The organism is Cryobacterium sp. TMT1-19, assembly GCF_004403055.1.
Lineage (GTDB): Bacteria > Actinomycetota > Actinomycetes > Actinomycetales > Microbacteriaceae > Cryobacterium > Cryobacterium sandaracinum.
Window position 1 is genome coordinate 15,045 of the sequence record NZ_SOHB01000034.1, and the last position, 17,596, is coordinate 32,640.

The following is a 17,596-nucleotide window of genomic DNA, read 5'->3' on the forward strand; positions in this document are numbered from 1 at the left end:
CGCGGTCTACCATGCGCCGCGAGCCCTCACGTGAGCCGCCGCGGAGGCAAACGAAAAGCGCCCCCGCCGAAGCGGAGGCGCTTACGGCCGGAACTGCCGTGCCGGAACTGCCGTGCAGGAACTGCCGTGCAGGGGGTGCCTAGCTGGGGGTGCCGGCCTGCGGGGCGTGGCGACGCGAGCGGCTCCGACGCCGCGGGGCGCTGTTGCCGTCGTGGTGCTCGGCGCCGCCGCCGTCGTGAGTGCCGGCGGCCGGGGTGATGACCGGGGCATCCGGGTTGGTGGTCGCGCTGACCCGGGTGCGCGAGCGCGGCGGGCGGCTGCCGGCCAGTTCGCCGGAGTGGCTCGCGCCCGAGCGTGCGGCGTCGGTATGACCGGCGCCGGAGCGACCGGCGCCCGAGCGCGAGGAGTCGCCACCGGTGCGGCCCCCGCTGGAACGGCCCGAGTCGGAGCGGCCGGTGCGGCCTGCGCCACCCGTGCGTGCAGCCGAGGCGGCGGTCTCTCGGTTGGGCGAGGCGCGGAGGCGCCCCTTCGACCCGGCCGGGATGTTCAGGTCGGCGTAGAGGTGCGGCGACGACGAGTAGGTCTCCATCGGAACCGGCGTGCCGAAGTCGAGCGCGTTGTTGATCAGCGTCCACTTGTGCATGTCGTCCCAGTCGACGAACGTGACCGCAATGCCGGTCTTGCCCGCACGGCCGGTGCGTCCCACGCGGTGCAGGTAGGCCTTCTCGTCCTCGGGGATGGTGTGGTTGATCACGTGAGTGACGTCGTCCACGTCGATGCCGCGCGCGGCGACATCCGTGGCGATCAGGATGTCCTTCTTGCCGGCCTTGAAGGAGGCCATGGCGCGTTCACGCTGTTCCTGGTTGAGGTCACCGTGCACGGCCGTGGCGTTGAAGCCGCGATCGCCGAGCTCCTCGACCAGCTTGGCGGCGGCGCGCTTGGTGCGGGTGAAGATCACGGTCTTGCCGCGGCCTTCGGCCATCAGGATGCGGCCGATCACCTCGTCCTTGTCCATGTTGTGTGCGCGGTAGACAAGGTGCTCGATGTTGGCCTGCATCAGGCCCTCGTCGGGGTCGGACGCACGGATGTGGATCGGTCGGTTCATGAACCGGCGCGCCAGGGCGACGATCGGGCCCGGCATCGTGGCCGAGAACAGCATCGTGTGGCGGGTGGACGGCGTCTGCGAGAACAGCTTCTCGATGTCGGCGAGAAAGCCGAGGTCGAGCATCTTGTCGGCCTCGTCGAGCACCATCTCGCTCACGTTGGCGAGGCTGAGCAGGCGCTGGCTGGCAAGATCGAGGAGCCGGCCGGGGGTGCCGACGACGATCTGCGCGCCGGCCTTGAGCGCCTCGATCTGACCTTCGTACGCCTTGCCGCCGTAGATGGAGACAACCTTGGTGTTGCGGTTGCTGGACGCCATCTCGAGGTCTTCGGAGACCTGCACGCACAGCTCGCGGGTCGGGACGACGACGAGTACCTGCACGCCGGGTGCGGGGTCGAGCCCGAGTCGCTGAATGATCGGAAGGCCGAAGCCGAGGGTCTTGCCGGTGCCGGTCTTGGCCTGACCGATGATGTCCTGGCCGCTCAGGGCGAGGGGGATGGTCTGCACCTGGATGGGGAAGGGCTCGATGATGCCTTGATCAGCGAGAGCCTGAACCATGTCCTGGTCGATGTTGAGTTCGGAGAAAGTCACGAATTATTGCCTTGTCATTAGCTGGAAGCGGGATGCGCCCGTCTTTTGCTTCGGGCACCTGGCCATCGATCCATGCCGATGGCGTGGTCCCAGCCTATCGGGCGGCCCTGTGAAGTCTCTTATACCGGACCTGGACGCATCGATTCGCCCAGCGTGGGCCGGAACCCGCGGTGGCGGCACGACACTGTCCTAAGCTGGGCCTGTGATCATGTGGACCGATGGGCGCAAGAAGCGCGTGGAGGCACCCCGGCAACCGGCTCGGCGGGCACGTCAGTCGACCACGAAAATGGACATCGCCGGTTTCACGCCGGAGTTGCTGCCCTACCTCGGCCAGGCGGCGTACTTCCAACTCGGCATGTTCGAGAACCTCGCCCTGGCCATCGCGATCGCTCCGGACCTCACCGCGAAGGAGGCGCTGAGCGTCGCCGCCGGCCGGGCCCTCGCCAAGCACCAGGGGCTCGTGGCCGAGATCCGTCGCCGCGGCGGTGAGCCGTCCGAGGTGATGGCCCCGTTCGCGCCCCACCTCGACGCGTTCCGCGAGCAGACGGCCGGCGCCGACTGGAACGAACTGCTGCTCAGCTGCTATCTCGCCGGGGGACTGCTCGACGACTTCTTCATCCGGCTGTCCGACGGGCTGCCCGGCGATGTGGGCCCGCGGGTGGCGCACCTGCTCGGCCAGGACGCCGGCACGGAGGTTCTCGTCACCCACCTGAAGGCCGCCATCGGCGCCGCCCCGGCGCTCGGGTCGCACCTGGCCCTGTGGGGACGACGCCTGGTCGGGGACACCCTGCTGGTCGCCCGCTCGGCTCTGCCGATGGAGGGCATCACCGCAGCCGAGTCCCGGATCGAACCCGTGTTCACCGAGCTCATCGCCACGCACACGCGGCGCATGGACGGGCTCGGCCTGACCGCCTGACCGCCGGCCGCACGGGGGAGCCTTCGTCACGCGCCGGCCGGGTGCCCGTCGCGCATCAGGGTGTGCAGCATCCGCTCGTCGCCGGCGGTGCGCGTGCGCACCAGGGCCAGGTCGGCTGCGACGGATGCCAGTGCGGTCACCCCGAGGGTGACCCACCAGATCCAGCCACCGTCCCAGGGCGCGCCGAGCCAGCTCAGCGCCACCCAGACGACGGACGCGACCATGGTGCCGATCGCCGGGACGAGGACAGCGCCGTGTGCGCGGCGCCCCGGAATGGCATACCGTGCGGCAATCCCCAGAACCGCACCGCCGAGGGCGATGAAGAGCAGTTCCACGGTTGTTCAGGCGACGAAGCCGACGCGGCGGGACGCCTCGGAGCCCAGCTCAACGTACGCGAGCCCGACGGTCGGAACGATGTAGACCTTGCCCTTGCTGTCGGAGAGCTTCAGGTACCCGGTCTGCCCGGCGAGGGCGGCAGCGACCGTTTCCTCGACCTCGTTCGCGGGCTGTGAGGTCTCGAAGCCAATCTCACGGGGAGAATTGAAGATGCCAATGCGGATATCCACCAGATGCGCCTTTCGTTGCCTAAGCGCCCAGATTACGACAGAACCGCGCACCGGGCCGACATCGTTCACTGTCGGCGCAACCCGTTACGTTTGAAAACGTGACAACCCTGGGACTCCCGCTCCGTACCGAGCAAGAAACGGTCGTTCTCGACGACTCGCAACGCGCCGTTCTGGCGCTGGTAGCGCAGCCTGCCCTGCCCGTTGGTCGACGCCACATCCCGGGAGTCAGCGCCGCCGTGATCGGCGCACCCGGCACCGGCAAGACCACCACGCTGGTCGAACTCGTCGCCGAGTGCGTGCGGGGCCACGGGTATTCGCCCAGCGAGGTGCTTGTGCTGGTGCCCACTCGCACGGGGGCGACGGCCCTGCGTGACCGGCTTGCGCTGCGCCTCGGCGTGCCCACCAACGGCCCGCTGGCCCGCACCGCGAACTCGGTCGCGTTCCAGATCGTGCGGGATGCCGTGGCCCGGGCGGGAGGCGCGGCTCCCACCCTGCTCACCGGCGGCGAACAAGACCAGATCATCGCCGAGCTGCTTGAGGGGCACCGGCAGGACCACGCCGAAGCGCAGCAGGCCGAAGCGCAGGGCGGGTCGCAGCACATCGAGTCACACCCTGAGTCGCGGCACGCCGCACCGGACTGGCCCGACACCCTCGGCGCCGACGTGCGCAGCCTGCGCGGGTTCCGCACGCAGCTGCGCGACCTGATGATGCGCGCCGTCGAATACGGCGTCACCCCGGAGGCGCTCGCGGCTCTCGGCCGCAGCGAGCAGCGCCCGGAGTGGGTGGCCGCGGCCGAGTTCATCCGCGGCTACGACGACGTGAAAGACCAGTCCCGCCCCGGCCAGTACGACTCCACCGAACTGGCCCAGTTCGCCGCGGCCATCGTGGCCCGGGCCCCGGCCGGTTCCGCGGCGCTCGGCTCGCTCGGCAGCCTGCGCCTGATCCTGCTCGACGATGCGCAAGAACTTACCCAGGCCAACCTGACCCTCCTCGCCCAGTTCGCGGCGCGCGGCGTGGGCGTCATTGCGTTCGGCGACCCCGATATCAGCACCGGCTCCTTCCACGGCGCCCACCCGGATGCCCTCGGCCGGCTGGGCGCGTACCTGTCCGGCGCCGTGCTGCCGACCCTGGTTCTCAGCACGGTGTACCGGCACGACGCGGCCATCCGCGGGGTGGTGCGGGGTCTCACGCACCGCATCGGCGCAGCCTCGGCCGGCACTCAACGGTTCGCCGTCGGCGTGGCTGACCCGGCCGCGCAGGCAGTCCAGCCCGGAGGGCAGGCGGACCAGGCCGAGCCTGCCGGGGAGCCGAACCCCGTGCAGACCATGCTCGCGGACAGCCCCGCCGACCAGCTCGCCGTGATCGCCCGCCGGCTGCGGGAGCGGCACGTGCTCGGCGGCATTCCGTGGGGTCAGATGGCGGTCGTCGTGCGCAGCGGCTCGCTCGTGCCCGCCCTGTCCAAGGGGCTCGCCGCGCTCGAGGTGCCCACCCAGGTGTCGTCGGCGCAGACCGCGCTCCGCGACGATTACGCCGTGCGGGCCTTCATCCTCGCGCTCGAGGTGACCATGGGCCGCACACCCCTGGGGCCCGAGGAGGCGACCCTGCTGCTCCGCGGCCCGCTCGGCGGCCTCGACCCGATCACCCTGCGGCGCCTGCGTGCCGCGCTGCGCCAACAGGAACTCAGCAGTGACCGGAACCGCTCCGCCGACGAGCTCCTGGTGGAGGCCCTCGGCGACCCCGGCCTGTTCGCCGCCATCGACAACCGCACGGCCCGCCGGGCCGCCAGCTGCGGGGAGAGCCTCCGGGCGGCCGCCGTGGAATACGCTGCCGGCGCCACGATCGAGGAACTGCTCTGGGGTCTCTGGCAACGAAGTGGCCTCGCTCGGGAGTGGAAGGACCAGTCCACCGGCACGGGCATCGTCGCCGACGAGGCCAACCACAACCTCGACGCCGTGGTGGAGCTCTTCTCCGCCGCGCAGCGCTACGTGGAGCGCACCCCGACCGCCCCGCCGGTTTTGTTCCTCGAACACCTTGTCGACACCGACGTGCCCGAAGACACCCTCGCCCCGCGCGCGCTGGGCGACGCGGTCATCGTGTCCACCCCGAGCGGCCTGATCGGCCGCGAATTCGACGTCGTCGTCATCGCCGGGGTGCAGGAGAACGTCTGGCCCGACCTGCGCATCCGTGGTTCGCTGCTCGGAGCCGGCGACCTGGCCACGCTCGCCGCCGGCCGGCGCCCGGAGGAGGCCGGCGCCCGCACCACCGTGCTGCACGACGAGCTGCGCATGTTCGCCCAGGCGGCCAGCCGCGCCCGCAGCGAACTGCTGGTGACTGCCATCGACAACGAGGAGAACCAGCCGTCGGTCTTTTTACGGCTGCTGCCGAAGCCCGCACCGCGCACGGCTCCGGAGCCCGGCGACATCAGCCGCTACCCGCTCTCCCTGCGCGGCCTGGTGGGCCGGCTCCGCCGGGATTTGACCCGGGGCACCGCGGCCCACGGCGACGAGGCCGCGAGCCGGGCCACGGATGCCGCAGCGACCCTGGCCCGGCTGGCCCGGGAGAACGTGGTCGGTGCCGCCCCCGACCAGTGGTACGGCCTGAACGAGCCCAGCACCGTGCGCCCGCTCAACGACCCGGAGGCCGGCGACGCCCCGGTGCGCGTCTCGCCGTCGCGGATGGCGGCCTTCGAGACCTGCCCGCTGCACTGGGTGATCGGGCAGGTCGGCGGCGGCACGTCCAACACCGCCGCGAACCTCGGCACGATCATCCACAAGGTGATGGAGGACTCCACCACTCATAGCCCCGACGCGCTCTGGAAGGGCGTCGAGGCGCGCTGGGGTGAGCTTCAGTTCGACGCCGACTGGCAGTCCCGGGTGCAGAAGGTAGAGGCGCGTGCGCTGACCGACCGGCTCGCCTCCTACCTGCTCGACTTCGAACACGGCGGTGGCAGCCTGCTCAGCGCGGAGGGCACCTTCCAGCTCGATGTCGACGGCGCCGTGCTGTCCGGCACGGTCGACCGGGTCGAGCGGCTCGGCGACGGGCGGGCGGTCATCGTCGACCTGAAGACGGGCCGCGGCGACCCGATCAGCGACGCCGGGGTGGCCCTGCATCCGCAGCTCGGCGCCTACCAGCTCGCGTTCAGCGAGGGTGCCATCGAGGGCATCCCCGCCGGAATGCCGCTCGCCGGCGCTCGCCTCCTGATCGTGTCCAGCGGCACGGTCAAGCAGAATTACCGCAATCCCACCCAGCCCACCTTCACCCCTGAGGAGCTTGCGGCCTTCCGCAGCCGGGTCGGTTGGGACGCCGCCGGCATGGGCGGCGCCACCTTCCTCGCCGAAATCAGTTCCCACTGCCTCGACCCGCGCTCGCACGGGTCCTGCCGAATCCACGTCATCAAGCAGGTCAGCTCATGAACCAGTCCGTCACCCCGCCGCCCATCTCGGCCCGCCAGATCGCTGCGACGCTGGGCATGTTCCCCCCCACGGATGAACAGCAGGCCGTGATCGAGGCGCCGTTGGCGCCCACCCTCGTGGTGGCCGGGGCCGGCAGCGGCAAGACCGAGACCATGGCCAACCGGGTGCTCTGGCTGCTCGCCAACGGGCACGCCCGGCCCGACCAGATCCTCGGCCTCACCTTCACCCGCAAGGCCGCCGGCGAACTGTCCGAGCGCATCCGCGACCGCATCGACCAGCTCGACGCGCAGGGGCTGCTGCCGAAGCCGCCGGCGCCCGCGGCGGGGGTGGTCACGATCGATTCCTCCGACCTATTCAACATGCCCACGGTGTCGACGTACAACTCGTTCGCCAGCCGCCTGTTCACCGACAACGCCCTGCTCCTCGGGCGCGAACCCGAGTCGGTGCTGCTCAGCGAGACCAGCGCCTGGCTGCTGGCCCGCCGGGTGGTGATCGAGCACGGCGACAGCCGGCTCGTACCCTTCGGCAAGAAGCTCGACGCGGTGACGGATGCCGTGCTCGCCTTCAGCCGTTCCCTCGCCGAGAACCCCCCGCCCGTTGTCCCGGGCGTTCCGGCCGCGCCGCACGACCTGACCGGCCTCTCCGCCGGCTTCGGCTATCTGCGAGACCTGCCCTACGGCAACCCGCGCAAGAAGATCCCGTATGCCTCGGTCGCCGAGTCGCTCGCGGCGGTGGAGCCGCTGCCGGTTCTGTTCGAGCTCGCCGAACGCTTCGCAGTGGAGAAGCGCCGGCTCGGGCTGATCGAGTTCTCCGACCAGGTGGCTCTCGCCCTGCAGGTCTGCCAGAAGGCCCTGCAGGTCGTCGCTCGCTACCGCGACCAGTACCGGGTGGTGCTGCTCGACGAATACCAGGACACCTCGGTGCTGCAGACCGAGCTGCTGCACACCCTCTTCAGCCGGCATCCGGTGATGGCCGTCGGTGACCCGCACCAGTCCATTTACGGCTGGCGCGGGGCCAGCTCGGCGAACCTGCTGGGTTTCTCGCAGAGCTTCGCCGGACTCTCCAACCGCCAGTCGCCGTCGATGAGCCTCTCCGTCACCTGGCGCAACCCGGTCACGGTGCTCGACACCGCGAACGCGCTGGTGGCGCCGCTGAGCGAGGCGCTCCGGGCCCGGCCCGACGGCATCCAGGTCGACACCCTCGCGGTGCCGGCCGGCAAGGCGAACGGGCGGGTCGAGGCGTCGATGCTGGAGACCATCGCCGACGAGGCCCGGGTCGTGGCGGACTGGTTCGCCACGCGCCTCTCCAGCGGCACCGACAAGTCCGGCGCGATGCTCTTCCGGGCCCGGCGCGAGATGGAGTTCTTCGCCGAGGTGCTACGGGAGCAAGGCGTCCGCGCCCACGTGCTCGGCCTCGGCGGCCTGCTCTCCACCCCGGAGGTCACCGACGTCATCTGCGTGCTGCGGGTCGTTCACGATCCCGCCGCCGGCAGCGAACTGGTGCGACTGCTCGCCAGCGGTCGCTACCGGGTCGGCCCCCGCGACCTGCAGCACCTCGCGGCCGTGGCGCGCTGGCTGGCGGCACACGACTGGGCCCAGCAGGCGGTGACGCAGGAACTCAAAGACAAGATGCGGGCATCCGTCGCCGTCGACGAGGGCGCGTCGCTCGTCGACGCCCTCGACTTCGTGGCTGCCGCCCCCGAGACCCACGGGCAGCTCGCGGGCTTCAGCGACACCGGCCGGGCCCGGGTGCGGGCCGCCGGCCGCCAGCTGGCCTGGCTGCGCGCGCGGGCCGGCCTGCCGCTGCTGGACTTCGTGCGGCTGATCGAGCAGGAGCTCCTGCTCGACGTGGAACTCGTCGCCAACGAGGCCAACGGCCTGGGCCTCGCGAACCTCTACGCTTTCCACGACACGGTCTCCGCCTTCCTTGCCAGCGACGAGGTCGGCAGCCTCGCCGGTTTCCTGCGCTGGCTGGGCAGGGCCGCCGCCTACGACGACCTGGGCCCGCGGATCGAGCCGGGCGAGAGCGGCACCGTGCAACTGCTCACCATCCACGGGGCCAAGGGGCTCGAGTGGGACTATGTGGCCATCCCCAACCTGACCGAGAAGAGCCTGCCGGCTCAGACCCGGGACGGGGCCGGCTGGCTGAAGTTCGGCGAGCTGCCCTACCCGTTCCGCGGCGACCGGGCCGAGCTGCCCGAGCTCGCCTGGCAGGAGCATGAGACCCAGCTGTCGTTCGACACGGAATTTCAAGCCTACAAAGAGCAGCTCGCCGCCCGCCACGACGACGAGGAGCGGCGCCTGATCTATGTGGCCACGACCCGCGCCCAGGAGGAGCTGCTGCTCACCGGATCGTACTGGGGCGGCGGCAGCACCGTGCGCGCCCCCAGTCGGTACCTCGAAGAGCTCGCCGAGGCCGGGCTGATCGCCGCGCTGCCGGAGGGCAGCGAGCACGACGAGAAACCCGACACCGGGGAGGGCGTCGACGAGCACTGGCCCTTCGACCCGCTCGGCACGCGGCGGCCCCTCGTCGAGGCCGCGGCCGCCCGGGTGCGCGCCGAAGCGCAGAGCGAACGCGACACCCGGTGGTCCCACGCGGTCACCCTGCTGCTCGAGGAACGGATGCTGCGCCTCGCCGGCGCGGGCGCCGTCCCGCTGCCCACGCGCATTCCGGCTTCCCGGTTCAAGGACTACATCGACGACCCGGTGGGGGTGGCCGCCGCCCTGCGCCGCCCCATGCCCGAGCGACCGTACCGGGCCACCCGGCTGGGCACCCTGTTCCACTCCTGGGTGGAACAGCGCGCCGGCGGGGCGTCGGGCGGCGACCTGATCGACGCGGACGAGAGCGAACTGGACCTCGGTGACCAGGGCCCCGACGCCTTCGACCTCGACCTCGATCAGAACCAGCCGCTGGAGCAGGCCCAGCTCGAACGGCTGCAGCGCACCTTCGAGCACTCGCCGTGGGCGTCGGTGCAGCCCGAAGAGGTCGAGATCGAGATCCACCACGTGCTGGCCGGGCAGGTCTTCGTGTGCAAGCTCGACGCGGTCTACCGCACCGAGACGGGCTACCAGGTCGTCGACTGGAAGACCGGCCGGGCGCCTTCGAGCGCCGCGGACCTCGAGCTCAAGCAGACCCAGCTGGCCCTGTACCGGCTCGCCTATGCGCGCTGGAAGGGCATCGACCCGGAGATCGTCGACGCGGTGTTCTACTTCGTCGCGGACGACACGATCGTCGCCCCGGACCGGCTCTACTCCGAGGAGGACCTGGTGCGGGCCTGGTCGTCCGTTCGGCTGAAGGCGGTGTCGCCCACGGTGTCGATCGCGCCGGTGGTGGCATCGTCGGCCGATGACGATGACGATGACGATGACGACGAGCCTGGACCCGAACCGGAGCCGGTCTCATCGTCGTCCTCGAACTCGCCGCCGAACTCCGACAGGTTGTAGGCGTCGGTGTGCATGGAACCACCCAGGTCGCGGCGGGGGATGCCGCGCGGTGTGGACTTGAGCATGCTCTCCACCCCGGCAACATCGAGGATCGGGCCGGTGGCCGGTGACAACGGATGCGACGTAGCCTGGTGCACGTTGTCCACCAGACCGTCGAGCATGGCCACGGCGTCGTCGACGATCCCCTGGCTGCGCGTGTCCGTGCCGTGCAGCAGCCAGCGGGCCAGCTCCAGCTCGGCGTAGAGCATCGCGCGCTGCGTGATCCTCGGGTCGTTGCCCTGGCGGGCCGACGCGTACGACGCGACGGCGGTCTCGCCGGCCGCCCCGCGGGAGGCAAGCAGCCAGTGCAGGTCGCGGGCCGGGTCGCCCACGCTCAGTGCGGACCAGCCGAGAACCCCGGAGACGGAGTCGTCGGTGATCAGGAACGAGTCGGCCGACAACGACCCGTGCACCACGCAGGGCGCGAACTGCCAGAGCCCGTCGTCGTCGGTGGCCTGTTCCCAGCGGCGCAGGATCGCGGCGGGCAGGTAGCCAGTGGTGGCCGCCCGGTCGATCAAGGCGATGGTTCCGGTACGGCATTCCTGAGCGCTCTGCTGAGGCAACCCGGCGGTGCCGACGAAGGCCGTCGGCAGTGAGTGCACCGCGGCGATGGCGCGGCCGATCGAACCGGACACGCCCGCGTGGCCGGTGAGGGCATCCGCGTCGAAGGAATCGCCCTCCAAAAACTCGTAGACGACGGCCCGGGTGCCGCTGAGCGGCGCCTGGCCCACGAACTGCGGCACGTCGAAGGGGAGCCGGCTCCGGTTGCCGACGGTGAGCGCGCGCAGGGCTACCAGATCGGCGGACTGCTCGGTTTCGGCAGCCTGCGAGGCGGGGACCCGGATGATGAGGGCACGGTCGTCGCGGTCGATCAGCAGTGCGGATTCGAACGCGCCGCTGGCTCCTCGAGAACGCGCGACGGAGCCGTGCAGACGCACCTGGACGACGTCGAGACCGGGGACGGCGGCAGTGGCCAGCGCGGCTAGAGTGAGAGGGGATCTGACCATACCTTCTAGGTTAGGTCGACTTCCCCTCGGCGCGGTTGTTCGCCACGCCTGGACACAACTTCGGCAGTCTGTCCGAGACCGAGGAGCACCATGTCGTTTGCGTTCACCTCCCGTCTGCCGCTATCCCGTCACGCGGTCGACCGTGACGGCGAGGCGCGCGCCACCCCCGGTTTGCTCAACACGCTGCAGACGGATGCCGGCACGCGCCTGCTCGTGCTGTGGCGAGGCTCCGCGCTGATGGAGGCCGCCGCCCCCGCCCGACTGCGCCTGCTGGCTCCCGACCGAGTTCCCGCCGGCGAGTTCCGGCTCTACCTCGGCCGTTCCCTGGCCGAAGATGCGCCGGAGCCCGTGGGCACCCCGCTGGTCGCGGCCGTGCTGACCGACGAGGAGGCCCTGGCGCTCGAACCCGACGAGTCCCTCTGGGTGTCCCTGCGCCCTGTGGCGACCACCCTGTCCGACCGCGACGCGGGACTGTTCACCGAGACGCTCGGCGTCGTGAACTGGCACGACTCCCACGCCCACTGCCCGCGCTGCGGCACGGCCACCCTGGTCGAGAACGCCGGTTGGACGAGGCGCTGCCCCGACTGCGGCGGCCAGGTGTTCCCTCGCACCGACCCGGCCGTGATCGTGCTGATCACCGACGCCGACGACCGCATCCTGCTCGGCTCGAACGCCCTCTGGGAGGGCAACCGCTACTCGCTCCTGGCCGGTTTCGTCGAACCGGGCGAGTCGCTCGAGGCGGCCGTCATCCGGGAGATGTTCGAGGAATCCGGCCTGCGCGTGGCCGACCCGGTCTACCTCGGCTCCCAGCCGTGGCCGTTCCCGGCCTCGATCATGTTCGGCTTCACGGCCCGGCTCGCCGACGGCCAGGCTCCGGCGGCCTTGCTCCCCGACGGGGAGGAGATCCTCGACCTGCGCTGGTTCAGCCGCGACGAGCTACGGGCCTCCGGCGACGTCATCATCCTGCCCGGCCGTTCCTCGATCGCCCGGGCGATCATCGAGCACTGGCTCGGCGAACCCCTCGAATTCGGCCCCGACAAGGTGCACGGATGGCGCTGACCGCCGGTTCCCTGCTGGCCGGCCTCGACGACCAGCAGCGGGTGGCGGCCGAGGCGCTCGTGGGTCCGGTGTGCATGCTCGCCGGCGCCGGCACCGGCAAGACCCGGGCCATCACCCACCGCATCGCCTACGGCGTGATGACCGGCGCGTACTCGCCGAACCGGGTGATGGCCCTCACCTTCACGGCGCGCGCCGCCGCGGAGCTGCGCGGCCGGCTGCGCCAACTCGGCGCCGGGGGCGTCGCCGCCCGCACGTTCCACTCGGCGGCCCTGTCGCAGCTGAACTATTTCTGGCCGCACGTCGTCGGCGGCCAGGCGCCCCGCATCCTCGACGGCAAGGGCCGTCTGCTCGGGCACGCCGCCGAAACCCTGAAGCTCAAGCTGGACACGGCCACCCTGCGCGACCTGGCCGCGGAGATCGAGTGGCGAAAGACCTCCGGAATCGGCATTGAGGCGTATGGGGCCGGCATCGCCAAGCGCGGCCTGCCCGGCCGGCTCGACGTGGACCAGGTGCTGGCCATGATGGAGTCCTACGAGCGCCTCAAGGACGACCGCAAGCAGATCGACTTCGAGGATGTGCTCCTGGCGATGGCCGGGATGATCGAGGCCGAGCCATCCGTCGCCCTACAGGTGCGCGAGCAGTACCGTTTCTTCGTCGTCGACGAATACCAGGACGTCTCCCCGCTTCAGCACGACCTGCTCTCGCTCTGGCTGGGCCAGCGCCGCGACCTCTGCGTCGTCGGGGACGCCAGCCAGACCATCTACTCCTTCGCGGGCGCCCGCAGCGACTACCTGCTTGACTTCCCCAAGCGGTGGGAGGACGCCACCGTCGTGCGCCTCGAGCAGAACTACCGGTCGACGGGGTCGATCGTCGCCACCGCCAACCAGCTCATGCGCGGGCGGACCGGTGCCCTCACCCTGCGCGCCCACGCCAGCGAAATCGGCACCGAGCCGGGCGTGCGCGAGTACCCGAACGACATGGCTGAGGCCCGCGGCGTCGCCCAGAACATCGTCGAGCTGATCGAGGGCGGCACCCGCGCGGAGGACATCGCCGTGCTGTTCCGGGTGAACGTGCAGGCCGCCTTCCTCGAAACGGCCCTCGGCGACATCGGGGTGAGCTATCAGATCCGCGGGTCGAAGCGCTTCTTCGACCTGGCCGAGGTCAAGCAGGCGGTGATGCAGCTGCGCGCGGCATCCGTCTCGATCATCGGCGAACCGCTGTTCAAATCCGTCAGCGACGTGCTGCGCTCCCTCGGCTGGAGCCAGAGTGCGCCGGAGGCCCAGGGCGCGGTGCGCGACCGGTGGGAGTCGCTGAACGCGATCATGGGCCTCGTCGACCAGGCAGCCCCGGAGACCACATTCCGCCAGTTCACCGACGAGCTGATGGAGCGCCAGGCCGGCCAGCACGAACCCACGGTGTCCGCGGTGACCCTGGCGACGCTGCACTCGGCGAAGGGCCTCGAATGGGACGCCGTCTTCCTGATCGGTCTGTCCGAGGGACTCGTGCCGATCAGCTACGCAGGCACCTTCGAGCAGATCGACGAGGAACGCCGGCTGCTCTACGTGGGCATCACCCGGGCACGCAAACGGCTGTCCCTGAGCTGGTCTGCTGCGGGCCACCAGCAGCGCGGCCCCAGAGAGCGTTCCCGGTTCCTGTCCGAGATCGGCGCCCGAGGCGTGCGTGCGCCCGCCGCCCGCGGCTCCTGAGACCGGCGCGGGGTAGCCTCGGGGCGTGCCCACTTTTCCGTTCACCCGCCTGGCTGCGGTGCCCTACGCGCCGTTGCTGGTGACGCAGGCACGCCGGCTGCGCCGCGACACGCCCCGGCTGCCCGACGCCGCCCTCCCGTGGACCGGTTCCCGGCCCGGCCCCGACCCGCTGCGCATCCTCGTGCTCGGCGACTCGACCGCCGCCGGCGTGGGCGCCGAGACCCAAAGCGAGGCCCTGCCGGGCTGGATCGCCCACGAGGTGGCCGAGCGCTGGGGCCGCGGCAGCACCTGGCGGGCGATCGGTGAGAACGGCGCCACGGCCCGGGACGTGCGCGAGCGCTTCCTGACGGACGCCGCCGCCGTGCCCTTCGACCTGGCCCTGCTGACCATCGGCGCGAACGATGCGCTGGGGCTGCGCTCCCGAAACGCCTTCACGAACGATGTGCGCCGAATCGTGCTCGCCCTGCGGGACGCGGCGCCGCAGGCGGCCGTGCTCGTGTCGCTGATGCCGCGCTTCGACCGCTTCGCGCTGCTGCCCGAACCCCTGCGCGCCACCCTCGCGCGGCACGCCGCGAGCCTCGACACCGGCGCCCGCCTGGCCGTCGAGGGTCTCGACGGGGTCGCCGCGATCCCGACCCCGCCGCCCTACGTCGAGGGCTTCTTCGCCAGCGACGAGTTCCACCCGAGCGCGCTCGGCTACCGCCTCTGGGCCCGGTTCGTCTTCGACTCCGCGCCCGGCCTCCGACTCGACCGCCCGGTCGGCTGAGAGCACCTGATGGCCCTGCTCCGTACACTCGACGAGGTTGTCGCGGTCGTCCGGGCGGTCGAACTCGAACGCACCCGGCAGGCGACGGATGCCGGCTCGCGCACCCTCGTCGGCCTGGCCGGCGCCTCGGGATCGGGAAAGTCGACCGTGGGGGAGGCGCTGGTCGCCCGGCTGAACGCCGGCGCCTCGTGGTGGTGGAGGGCAACTACCTGCTGCACGGCGAGGGCGGCTGGGCCGAAGCCCGGCCGCTGCTCGACCTGACCCTGTTCGTGGGGCTGGAGCGGGGCATCCGGCTCGCCCGAGCCTGATCTGGGCCCCGGTCTGCGACCGGGTCTGACCTGGACCTGTCCCGTCAGTCCCGGGCGGGGCGCCCGGCCCCGGGCAGCGCGGTCACGTTCCCGGGAACGGTGCGGCAGCCGCACGACTCATGCGGCCGGTAGCCACGACGTTTGAGCGTGCCGGACGCCACGTCGAAGACGAGCGCGGTCTCCGTGAGGGTGGACCGCCCGAGGACCAGCCGGTCGTGGCCGATCCCGGCGACGAGGGCGGCCACATCGATGCCGGCCCGCGGGGTCTCCGTGGGTGCCCGGCGGCTGAGCAGCTGGCAGGCCAGGGCGGCCCACGACGGGTCGGAATCCATGTGCGCCAGCTCCAGGCAGTACAGGCAGGGGCCGACCCCCGGCTCGACCAGGGGTCCGATCCGCACCTCGCTGTCGCTGAAGACCACGGGCAGGTGCGGGATGTCCCGGCGCAGCCAGCGCCCGTGCCGCTCCGGTTCCAGGGCGTAGTGACCCAGGACCACGGCCAGCCCGGTGCCGGGGTCGTCGGTCTTGGCCAGGGTCAGACCCAGGGTGCCGATCAGGGTGCGGATCAGGTCCGCCGTGAGCCCGCACCCGTCGACGCAGATTCTGGGCGGCGGTGCCACGGCGACCGGTTCGGGCATCCGGGCCGGGCCCGGAACATTCTCGGCGGTGACCAGAAGAGCCGGCCGCAGGGCGCGGAGCAGCGCCAGGATGGCCTCGTCGGAGGCCCCGCCCTCCCGCCCGATCATCAGGGCTCCGGAGCGGGGCACCCCCACGAACAGGGCCGCGAGCACCCGCTCGAGTCCCGGGCTCAGGGCGGTGATCACGACCAACGGGCGGTCGACGCCGACCTGGATGATGTCGGGCGAGCGCCAGACGACCGGATACCGGGGATCGAGTCGGAGTGTCATTCGGCGATGATGCCGCACTCGGCGCGCGCCCGCGCGAGTCATCCACAGCCCTGGCCCACAGCCACAGCTCCGCACGGCGCGGCCGTTTGCCCGATCCTCGGCGTCAGTCCAGCATCCGCCCCTAGGCTTTCACTATGACGACGCAACGACGTGTACTTGTGACCGGCGCTACCGGGTATATCGGCGGCCGACTCGTTCCCCTGCTGCTGGAAGCCGGATACGACGTGCGCGTGCTCGTGCGCACACCCCAGAAGCTGAAGGATGTCCCGTGGGTCGAACAGGTGGAGGTCGCCGAGGGCGACCTCGGGGACCTGGCCAGTGTGCGATCCGCCGTCGCCGGGGTCGATGTGCTCTACTACCTGGTGCACTCGATGGGCACCCGCGGCGACTTTGAGAGCACGGAACGCCTCGCGGCCACGAATGTGGCTACGGCCGCCGCCGCGGCCGGCGTCTCCCGCATCGTCTACCTGGGCGGGCTGCACCCGGACACCGAGGAGCTGTCCCAGCACCTGCGCTCCCGGGCAGAGGTCGGCCGCATCCTGGTGGAGTCCGGTGTGCCGACAGCAGCCCTCCAGGCCGGGGTGGTCATCGGGTCCGGCTCCACGTCGTTCGAGATGATCCGGCACCTGACCGACGTTTTGCCGTACATGCCGGCGCCGCAGTGGGTGCGCAACAAGATCCAGCCGATCGCCGTGCGTGACGTGCTCTACTACCTCGTCGCGTCGGCGGAGCTTCCCGCCGACGTCAACCGCACCTTCGACATCGGCGGCCCCGACGTGCTGCGTTACGGCCAGATGATGAACGGGTACGCCCTCGAGGCCGGCCTTCGCCAGCGCCCCATCGCGTCCCTGCCCGTGTTCACGCCCTGGCTCGCATCGCAGTGGGTCAATTTGGTCACGCCCATCCCGCGCAGCCTGGCCGTGCCGATCATCGCAAGTCTGCAGAACGACTGTGTGGTGCACGAGCGCGACATCGACCAGTACATTCCCCAGCCGAAAGAGGGCCTCACCGGGTATCGCACCGCCGTGCGCCTGGCCCTCGGCCGCATGCGCGACGGCGACGTCGAGACCAGCTGGCGAAACGCGTCGATCGCGGGCGCGTCGAGCAACCCACTGCCCAGCGACCCCGAATGGGCCGGGCACCTCGTCTACACCGACCTCAAGGAAAAGCACACCGCCGCGAAGCCGGAAGACCTGTGGCGCGTGATCGAGAGCATCGGCGGTGACAACGGCTGGTACTCATTCCCGCTGGCCTGGGCCATCCGCGGCTGGATGGACAAGCTCGTCGGCGGGGTCGGCCTGCGCCGCGGCCGTCGTAACCCCGACCACCTGCATACGGGCGATGTGCTGGACTTCTGGCGGGTCGAACGCATCGACACCGGCCGGTTCCTGCGTCTCCGTGCCGAGATGCGCGTTCCCGGCCGGGCGTGGCTGGAGATGACGGCGGTTCCGGCGCCGGGCGGCGGCTCCGTGTACCGTCAGCGCGCCGTCTTCTTCCCGCGGGGACTGGGCGGTCGGCTGTACTGGTTCGCGATCCTGCCCTTCCACGGCGTCATCTTCACCGGCATGGCCAACCGGATCACGGCGGCCGCCGTAGGGGAGGCTGCCGTGGAGGTGGCCGTGACGAACGCGAACGCCACGACTGCCCCGACTGCCCCCGGATCGGGCCGGCCGGTCGCCGAGCGCGCCGCCTGAGCGGTGAGTTCACCGAGGTTGACCTGACCGGGCCCTGACCTGACCGGGCCCTGACCGCGCCCTGACCGGGCCCTGACCTGA

At 71.2% G+C, this 17,596-nt stretch carries 12 protein-coding genes and 1 pseudogene; 8 read left to right on the top strand and 5 right to left on the bottom strand.

Annotation, left to right across the window (positions count from 1 at the left end; all coding sequences use genetic code 11):
- Positions 1 to 139 precede the first annotated feature (139 nt).
- Entirely contained in the window at positions 140 to 1,693 is a 1,554-nt protein-coding gene (locus E3T40_RS09310) for a DEAD/DEAH box helicase (protein WP_134543202.1), read from the bottom strand.
- A 208-nt stretch (positions 1,694 to 1,901) separates the two neighbouring features.
- Here E3T40_RS09310 and E3T40_RS09315 point away from each other — a divergent pair, with 208 nt between their 5' ends.
- A complete protein-coding gene (locus E3T40_RS09315) occupies positions 1,902 to 2,609 on the top strand; it encodes a ferritin-like fold-containing protein (RefSeq protein WP_233194223.1) in 708 nt (235 codons plus the stop codon).
- Positions 2,610 to 2,635: 26 nt separating this feature from the next.
- Here the strand turns inward: E3T40_RS09315 and E3T40_RS09320 are convergent, their stop codons facing one another.
- Together E3T40_RS09320 and E3T40_RS09325 are read right to left on the bottom strand one after the other, a co-directional pair.
- Positions 2,636 to 2,944, bottom strand: coding sequence for a hypothetical protein (locus E3T40_RS09320; RefSeq protein WP_104169972.1), 309 nt, complete (start codon positions 2,942 to 2,944; stop codon positions 2,636 to 2,638).
- A gap of 6 nt (positions 2,945 to 2,950) precedes the next feature.
- Positions 2,951 to 3,175, bottom strand: coding sequence for a DUF3107 domain-containing protein (locus E3T40_RS09325; RefSeq protein ID WP_104169971.1), 225 nt, complete (start codon positions 3,173 to 3,175; stop codon positions 2,951 to 2,953).
- A 98-nt stretch (positions 3,176 to 3,273) separates the two neighbouring features.
- Here E3T40_RS09325 and E3T40_RS09330 point away from each other — a divergent pair, with 98 nt between their 5' ends.
- Together E3T40_RS09330 and E3T40_RS09335 are read left to right on the top strand one after the other, a co-directional pair.
- Complete coding sequence (locus tag E3T40_RS09330) at positions 3,274 to 6,588, top strand: ATP-dependent DNA helicase (RefSeq protein ID WP_134543204.1); 3,315 nt, start codon at positions 3,274 to 3,276, stop codon at positions 6,586 to 6,588.
- A complete protein-coding gene (locus E3T40_RS09335) occupies positions 6,585 to 10,031 on the top strand; it encodes an ATP-dependent DNA helicase (RefSeq protein WP_134543206.1) in 3,447 nt (1,148 codons plus the stop codon). The genes E3T40_RS09330 and E3T40_RS09335 overlap by 4 nt, the downstream gene beginning before the upstream one ends.
- A gap of 284 nt (positions 10,032 to 10,315) precedes the next feature.
- Here E3T40_RS09335 and E3T40_RS17600 read toward each other — a convergent pair.
- Positions 10,316 to 11,077: pseudogene (locus E3T40_RS17600) on the bottom strand (phosphotransferase); the annotation flags it as partial.
- A gap of 90 nt (positions 11,078 to 11,167) precedes the next feature.
- On the opposite strand from E3T40_RS17600, the gene nudC reads away from it, so the two are divergent.
- Genes nudC through E3T40_RS09360 form a run of 4 tightly spaced genes read left to right on the top strand, consistent with a single transcriptional unit; the run spans position 11,168 to position 14,869 of the window.
- Complete coding sequence (gene nudC / locus E3T40_RS09345) at positions 11,168 to 12,136, top strand: NAD(+) diphosphatase (RefSeq protein WP_134543210.1); 969 nt, start codon at positions 11,168 to 11,170, stop codon at positions 12,134 to 12,136.
- On the top strand, positions 12,127 to 13,842 hold the full coding sequence (locus E3T40_RS09350; protein ID WP_134543212.1) for an ATP-dependent helicase: 1,716 nt from the start codon (positions 12,127 to 12,129) through the stop codon (positions 13,840 to 13,842). The genes nudC and E3T40_RS09350 overlap by 10 nt, the downstream gene beginning before the upstream one ends.
- A 25-nt stretch (positions 13,843 to 13,867) precedes the next feature.
- The gene (locus tag E3T40_RS09355; RefSeq protein ID WP_134543214.1) at positions 13,868 to 14,608 is read left to right on the top strand and encodes an SGNH/GDSL hydrolase family protein; all 741 of its coding nucleotides are present in this window, start codon (positions 13,868 to 13,870) and stop codon (positions 14,606 to 14,608) included.
- A gap of 9 nt (positions 14,609 to 14,617) precedes the next feature.
- Positions 14,618 to 14,869 carry a hypothetical protein gene (locus E3T40_RS09360; RefSeq protein WP_134543216.1) on the top strand — a complete coding sequence of 84 codons (252 nt, stop codon included), beginning with the start codon at positions 14,618 to 14,620 and terminating at the stop codon, positions 14,867 to 14,869.
- A gap of 91 nt (positions 14,870 to 14,960) precedes the next feature.
- Here E3T40_RS09360 and E3T40_RS09365 read toward each other — a convergent pair whose 3' ends face one another.
- Positions 14,961 to 15,821, bottom strand: coding sequence for a TOMM precursor leader peptide-binding protein (locus E3T40_RS09365; protein WP_104195343.1), 861 nt, complete (start codon positions 15,819 to 15,821; stop codon positions 14,961 to 14,963).
- A gap of 134 nt (positions 15,822 to 15,955) precedes the next feature.
- Between E3T40_RS09365 and E3T40_RS09370 the strand changes: the two genes are divergently transcribed.
- On the top strand, positions 15,956 to 17,515 hold the full coding sequence (locus E3T40_RS09370) for an SDR family oxidoreductase (RefSeq protein WP_104169963.1): 1,560 nt from the start codon (positions 15,956 to 15,958) through the stop codon (positions 17,513 to 17,515).
- The last annotated feature ends 81 nt before the right edge of the window (positions 17,516 to 17,596 follow it).

What these genes read in the sequence shown, in the direction of transcription:
- E3T40_RS09315 (WP_233194223.1), top strand. Translation starts at nt 1,902, where the DNA reads ATGTGGACCGATGGGCGCAAGAAGCGCGTGGAGGCACCCCGGCAACCG.
- E3T40_RS09335 (WP_134543206.1), top strand. Translation starts at nt 6,585, where the DNA reads ATGAACCAGTCCGTCACCCCGCCGCCCATCTCGGCCCGCCAGATCGCT.
- nudC (WP_134543210.1), top strand. Translation starts at nt 11,168, where the DNA reads ATGTCGTTTGCGTTCACCTCCCGTCTGCCGCTATCCCGTCACGCGGTC.
- E3T40_RS09350 (WP_134543212.1), top strand. Translation starts at nt 12,127, where the DNA reads ATGGCGCTGACCGCCGGTTCCCTGCTGGCCGGCCTCGACGACCAGCAG.
- E3T40_RS09360 (WP_134543216.1), top strand. Translation starts at nt 14,618, where the DNA reads ATGGCCCTGCTCCGTACACTCGACGAGGTTGTCGCGGTCGTCCGGGCG.
- E3T40_RS09365 (WP_104195343.1), bottom strand. Translation starts at nt 15,821, where the DNA reads ATGACACTCCGACTCGATCCCCGGTATCCGGTCGTCTGGCGCTCGCCC.
- E3T40_RS09370 (WP_104169963.1), top strand. Translation starts at nt 15,956, where the DNA reads ATGACGACGCAACGACGTGTACTTGTGACCGGCGCTACCGGGTATATC.